General features: G+C 39.3%; 5 protein-coding genes and 1 pseudogene. 5 read left to right on the top strand and 1 reads right to left on the bottom strand.

Annotation, left to right across the window (positions count from 1 at the left end):
* From BZJ18_RS16690 to BZJ18_RS16670, 5 genes are all read left to right on the top strand, one after another.
* A partial coding sequence (locus BZJ18_RS16690) for a transposase (protein ID WP_198532265.1) occupies positions 1–263 on the top strand: 263 nt, incomplete at its 5' end.
* Positions 264–588: 325 nt separating this feature from the next.
* The gene (locus BZJ18_RS16685) at positions 589–2205 is read left to right on the top strand and encodes a TIGR04141 family sporadically distributed protein (RefSeq protein WP_077458450.1); all 1617 of its coding nucleotides are present in this window, start codon (positions 589–591) and stop codon (positions 2203–2205) included.
* Between the two features lie 82 nt (positions 2206–2287).
* Complete coding sequence (locus BZJ18_RS16680) at positions 2288–2893, top strand: hypothetical protein (RefSeq protein WP_077458448.1); 606 nt, start codon at positions 2288–2290, stop codon at positions 2891–2893.
* Between the two features lie 135 nt (positions 2894–3028).
* Complete coding sequence (locus BZJ18_RS16675) at positions 3029–3607, top strand: hypothetical protein (protein WP_077458446.1); 579 nt, start codon at positions 3029–3031, stop codon at positions 3605–3607.
* A gap of 146 nt (positions 3608–3753) precedes the next feature.
* Entirely contained in the window at positions 3754–4737 is a 984-nt protein-coding gene (locus tag BZJ18_RS16670) for a hypothetical protein (protein WP_077458444.1), read from the top strand.
* Here BZJ18_RS16670 and BZJ18_RS17150 read toward each other — a convergent pair.
* Positions 4734–4898 (bottom strand): annotated as a pseudogene (locus BZJ18_RS17150) (IS256 family transposase); the annotation flags it as partial. The gene BZJ18_RS16670 and the pseudogene BZJ18_RS17150 sit on opposite strands and share 4 nt — an antisense overlap.

Below are 4898 nucleotides of genomic sequence, written 5' to 3'. Positions count from 1 at the left end.
ATCAATGGCTAGAGTGGCTTGCTTTAGTTAAAGCAAGTGGAATTWAACCATTGATGACAGCAGCAGCGACAGTGAAAAAGCACTTACCAGCAATCCTTAATACAATGCGGCTTAAGGCATCGAATGGCTTGGCGGAGGCTATAAATGCCAAAATCCAATATATGAAGCTTAGAGCCAAAGGCTTTAGAAACAAACAACGGTTCAAGACAGCGATACTGTTCTATTTTGGGGGGCTTGATATGACTTTCCACCATGAACGATGAAGAGCCATGTTTGACCAGCTTATCGGCTAGATAGAGCTAAAAGCGTGCGCGTTTATCCGTGACCGATTCACACTATCTCAGAACGGATGACAAAAAGAGTTTATTAGTCATGCGTTTACAGAATTACGCTTGGGGGATAGTGTGAATACCAGAATAGAGATAGGCGGCATGCACACTTTCGCGGAAGAGTAGTATCCATTAGAGGTGAGAAATTATTTTGGTAACAGATAGTTAGGTGGGCAAGAGTGCGTATAACGGTTTTGGGAAATCGTGCGTGCGCGCTAATACAATGTTAGTTTTACAGTGCTGAGCCGAGAAGGGACTTATGGCAAAAGTAAAGAAAATCAGAAAAGAAAAGCTATCTATCTATTTGGCGAGAGATGGGAGAAAGCCTGATTCTGATGTTATAAAGCTAGAAAATGTTAAGCAACCTATTGAAATGGACTTGCCAGAAGCAGAGTCAGCCCGTCTTTACATAAAAAAGCAGCCACCTAAAAATTCTCCGCCGTGGACTAGATTGTTTACAACAGATAGCCAAGTTGATGTTTCTGAATTTGGCACCTCTTCAAATGTGGGTGCTGTATTTATCGTAAGAGTATCAGGAGCTACATTTGTACTGTCTTTTGGCACTGGTTTTCATCTTTTAAAGCAAGAGTCTATCGAGCGTGACTTCGGTCTAAAAGTGACGCTGAACTCGGTAGATCCTGACAAGCTGAGAAGTTTGGATAAAGCCAGCTATGATCACAATCCATTGAATTCAAGAACTCAAAGCACTCGGGATGTTGATATATTCAATCTCCATTTAGATTCTGAGATGGAGATGCTTTACGCAGTAACAGGCGCATCATTAGTAAAAGAATTTGGTAGTCATGTAACTGGTAGGGATGCCCTTACAATAGCAGTAGAAGCCAATCTTTCAGATATACCCGCGATTCTTTCAAAATCAATCAAGCAATATCGTTCCAATCTTCCGGACAAATTTAGCTGGGTAGAAAATATCAATAGGGTTCGGGACTATGACGAAATTGAAATACTAGATTTGGAACTAGATCAATACTTAAGCAATAACAATGTTTCTAATTTCTGGTTAGGAGAACCGGAGATAGTAGACTGGGAAGGTCAAATCGGCTATTCATTTGATATGTACCAGAAAACACCTCGTCATGTGGTTTTATCTTTCGATGACTATATAACATACCTTGATGGCGTAACTCCTACGGTTGAGTTAATGAAGAGCAATGTTGTTCACGTAAACGACAATGAGTATCAGTCTGTAAAAAATTGGCCTGTCTACCGCTGTTTATATGCTGAAATTAAGTTTGGAAAAGATCATTACATTTTAAGAAATGGAGTATGGTACAAAATAAACTGTAATTTTGTGTCAGCAGTTGATGATTACCTCAGCGATATTGATATTCATCCATTTTCATTTCCCATATATTCTCATGATGATGAGAGCGACTATAACGAGCTAGTTGCTAAGACAAAAAGCGATTTTTGCTTGATGGATAAAAATAATATCCAGATTGGTGGTCCTTATGACAAGCTAGAGCACTGTGATTTGATAAAGGGTGGAAATGAATTTGTTCATGTCAAGTTATACAGAAGCTCTAGCACACTCAGTCACCTATTCTCTCAAGGCTTTGTGGCTGCGGAAGCGTTTATAAAAGACTCTGACTATAGAGAAAAATTGAACCCAAAATTGCCTGCATCAATCAAATTGGCCGACCCAAAACCAAGGCCAGACCCAAGTAAATATAGGGTGGTTTATGCAATTGCTACAACCAAAGATATACCGAAAGAGCTCCCATTCTTTTCAAAGGTGACATTAAAGAATTCTTTAAAAACACTAAGGGCGCTAAATTACAAAATTTCTCTATCTAAAATAGATATTGACCAAAATTGGTTAAAGACTAAAAAGTGCAAACCAAAGAAAAACTAACAAGGCGCTGCTGCCGGACAAACTTTCCTCTGCTCTCCAAATTTTGCCGCAGAGCGCGGCGTTATGCAAATAGGAGGCTTCTGTGCCAGATATTGAAAAATTGAGACGATTTTGTTTGATCTCATCATTGGTAGCATCATCTTACTTCTTGGCTGGTATTTCTATTAGTATGGATAAACCTATACCTCTTTTAGGGCTTCCTATCAAAATTTCAAATCCTGAAAATATCAAAGTGGCGTTACTGATCATGTGTATATATGGAACTCTTAGGTATTTCTATTATGCAATTATGTTAGAGGATAGTCCTCATAGAAAAAGAGTGAATATTCTTCAACAGTTTCATCCGCGATATCAGAAAATAAACAATGATCAGATTTATAAAAAATGGTGTATTAGCTATATCAAGCAGATTCAACACTCTGATATTTCGGATGCAGAAATTGAAATTGAAAAAATAAAAGCTACTTTCCCCAAGGTAGGGCGTTTTAGAGTATTAGGCTCTGTTACTACTCAAAATGTCAGTCGCGAAACTAAGCTCCACCATATTGAAGTAGCAGTCCCAATAGCTTGCCAGCTAGCTGCTTGGAGTGAAGATATAGACTATTTTTTACCCGTATTTATGGGGTTATTTACAGTTTTAGCTTTTATGTTTACTGAAAATTTTGGTCTGTCCCAAAAATTTGCATAACAAACGCTTCAWGAGGGACAGCCAACTCGCGGCATTTTTATAATGCGTTTGTTTTAGTGGTTACGGTGTTATGCGGAAAGTTAGTAGTAACGTTGTCTGCCCCTTAAGCGGGCGTTAGCTTTCACGGAGGAAAATGTGAGTCTAGAGGAAAGTATTGATTATAAACAGAGTATTAAGTTTGAAATGTTACGTGCGGAATTCGCATTCAGTGAATTCTATCGTGCGTGTTCAGTTAGGCTCGCGAATCCAGAGTGGCAGCCTGATGAAAAAATAAAACTCCACCATTTTGATGCTTATGCTAGATGGTGTGGTCACATGTATGAGGCATTCAAAGCTTTCTTGATCATAAACCCTGAAGTAGAAGTAGAGGGTAACACAAGAGATGTGAGTAAAATTGATGCTGAAATGCAAAAAGAAACAACTAACATTATTTCATCGATGGACTTCAATCAAGGTGAGGTCCAACCAATTCTTGAAGCCTCTTTTTCTACTGCTCTGAGACAGATTCGAAACAAATGCTCTTTCCATTGTACGACAGAAAGGTCAGCAATTTCTTTGCTTCAGAGCTTTTTAAATCAGCATCACAACGTCCTGCTTGTCATTTATATGAAATTTAGGAATACCCCTGAGTATATAGGACTCGAAGGAATAGATACTTTTGGTGAAATTGAGAGATTTTTTGATATCAGTACACTGGTGGGATCAGAAAGCTAACAAATGAATTTAAGAGTGATTCACAACGCTCGGCGCTCTCACTTCAAGCAAGTTGAGTGTTTATGGCACAATGCTTTAGGTAGGTGGTTAGCGTTGTTCACACCTTAATTTGGCGTTAGCTGTAACTAATAAGAGGGATATCGACTATGGGGTGGAAAGGAACCGTTCGTTCAATCGGTGCAGCAGTTCGTGCTGCAGAACGAGATGCGAAAAGACGACAAAGGGATCTTGAAAGGCAGCAAAAGCAATATGAAAAAATGCAAGAATTAGAGCAGGCAGCTTACGAAGTGGAAGTCTATGAAAATCATATTGATGTAATCCAATCAGTCCACAAAGAATGTACCCCACCAATAGACTGGAATAAAATTTCTTCATCTACTCAACCTATCGAACCTCAAAGAAAAAATGATAATGAATCGGAAGCACGCAAATCTTTAGAATCCTATAAGCCTGGATTTATAGATCGTCTTTTCAAACGGGAGGAGAAGAAAAAAGCATTGCTTTCCCACAAAGTTGATGTGGCTATTAAAAAAGATCAGGCCAACTATAAAGCTAGCGTTTCTAAATGGGAGAAAGAAACAGAGGAATGGAAAGAAAGTGTAGCTATAGCTAAAGCTCTTTTGGATGGAGAGGCAGAGGCAAAAATTGAAGCAATTGACAACCTCCAGCCATTTTCAGAAATCTCAAATCTAGGGTCGAGTTTATCAATTTCTGTCCACGACAATGGAACTTTAGAAGCAACAATTAATGTGCATGGAACTGAGATAGTTCCATCCGAAGCGAAAAGTTTACTAAAGAGCGGAAAGCTGTCTGTTAAAAAAATGCCAAAGGGAAGGTTTAATGAAATATATCAAGATTATGTATGTAGCTGTGTATTACGGGTAGGTAATGAGCTTTTTTCAGCTATCCCCGACAACCTTGTTATTGTCACGGCTATAGACGACTTGCTTAATTCCCAGACAGGTCACTTAGAGGAGGCTCCAATTCTGTCAGTCGCAGTCTCTCGTAGCACAATTGAACGCCTTAATTTAGGAGCTATTGACCCATCAGATTCTATGGATAACTTTAAACACAATATGTCGTTCAAAAAAACCGAGGGTGTTCATAGTTCTGTGTCACCCAACGTTTAAAGATCTACGTAGTCGTCGAGCCGTCCTTCGAAGTGGATGCTCAATTGGGACAATGTCAGGTTCCAATTCTGCACCGGATGCGTCCACTTCTCTGACGCCTTCAACATACCTGCATACAGCAACTTGAGCAATGCGTTCTCGTTGGCAAAGCCACCCTTGGT

The organism is Salinivibrio sp. IB872, assembly GCF_001995345.1.
Classification (GTDB): Bacteria; Pseudomonadota; Gammaproteobacteria; order Enterobacterales; family Vibrionaceae; genus Salinivibrio; species Salinivibrio proteolyticus.
Note: the sequence above shows the minus strand (reverse complement) of the source record. Positions and strands in the feature narration are given on the sequence as shown.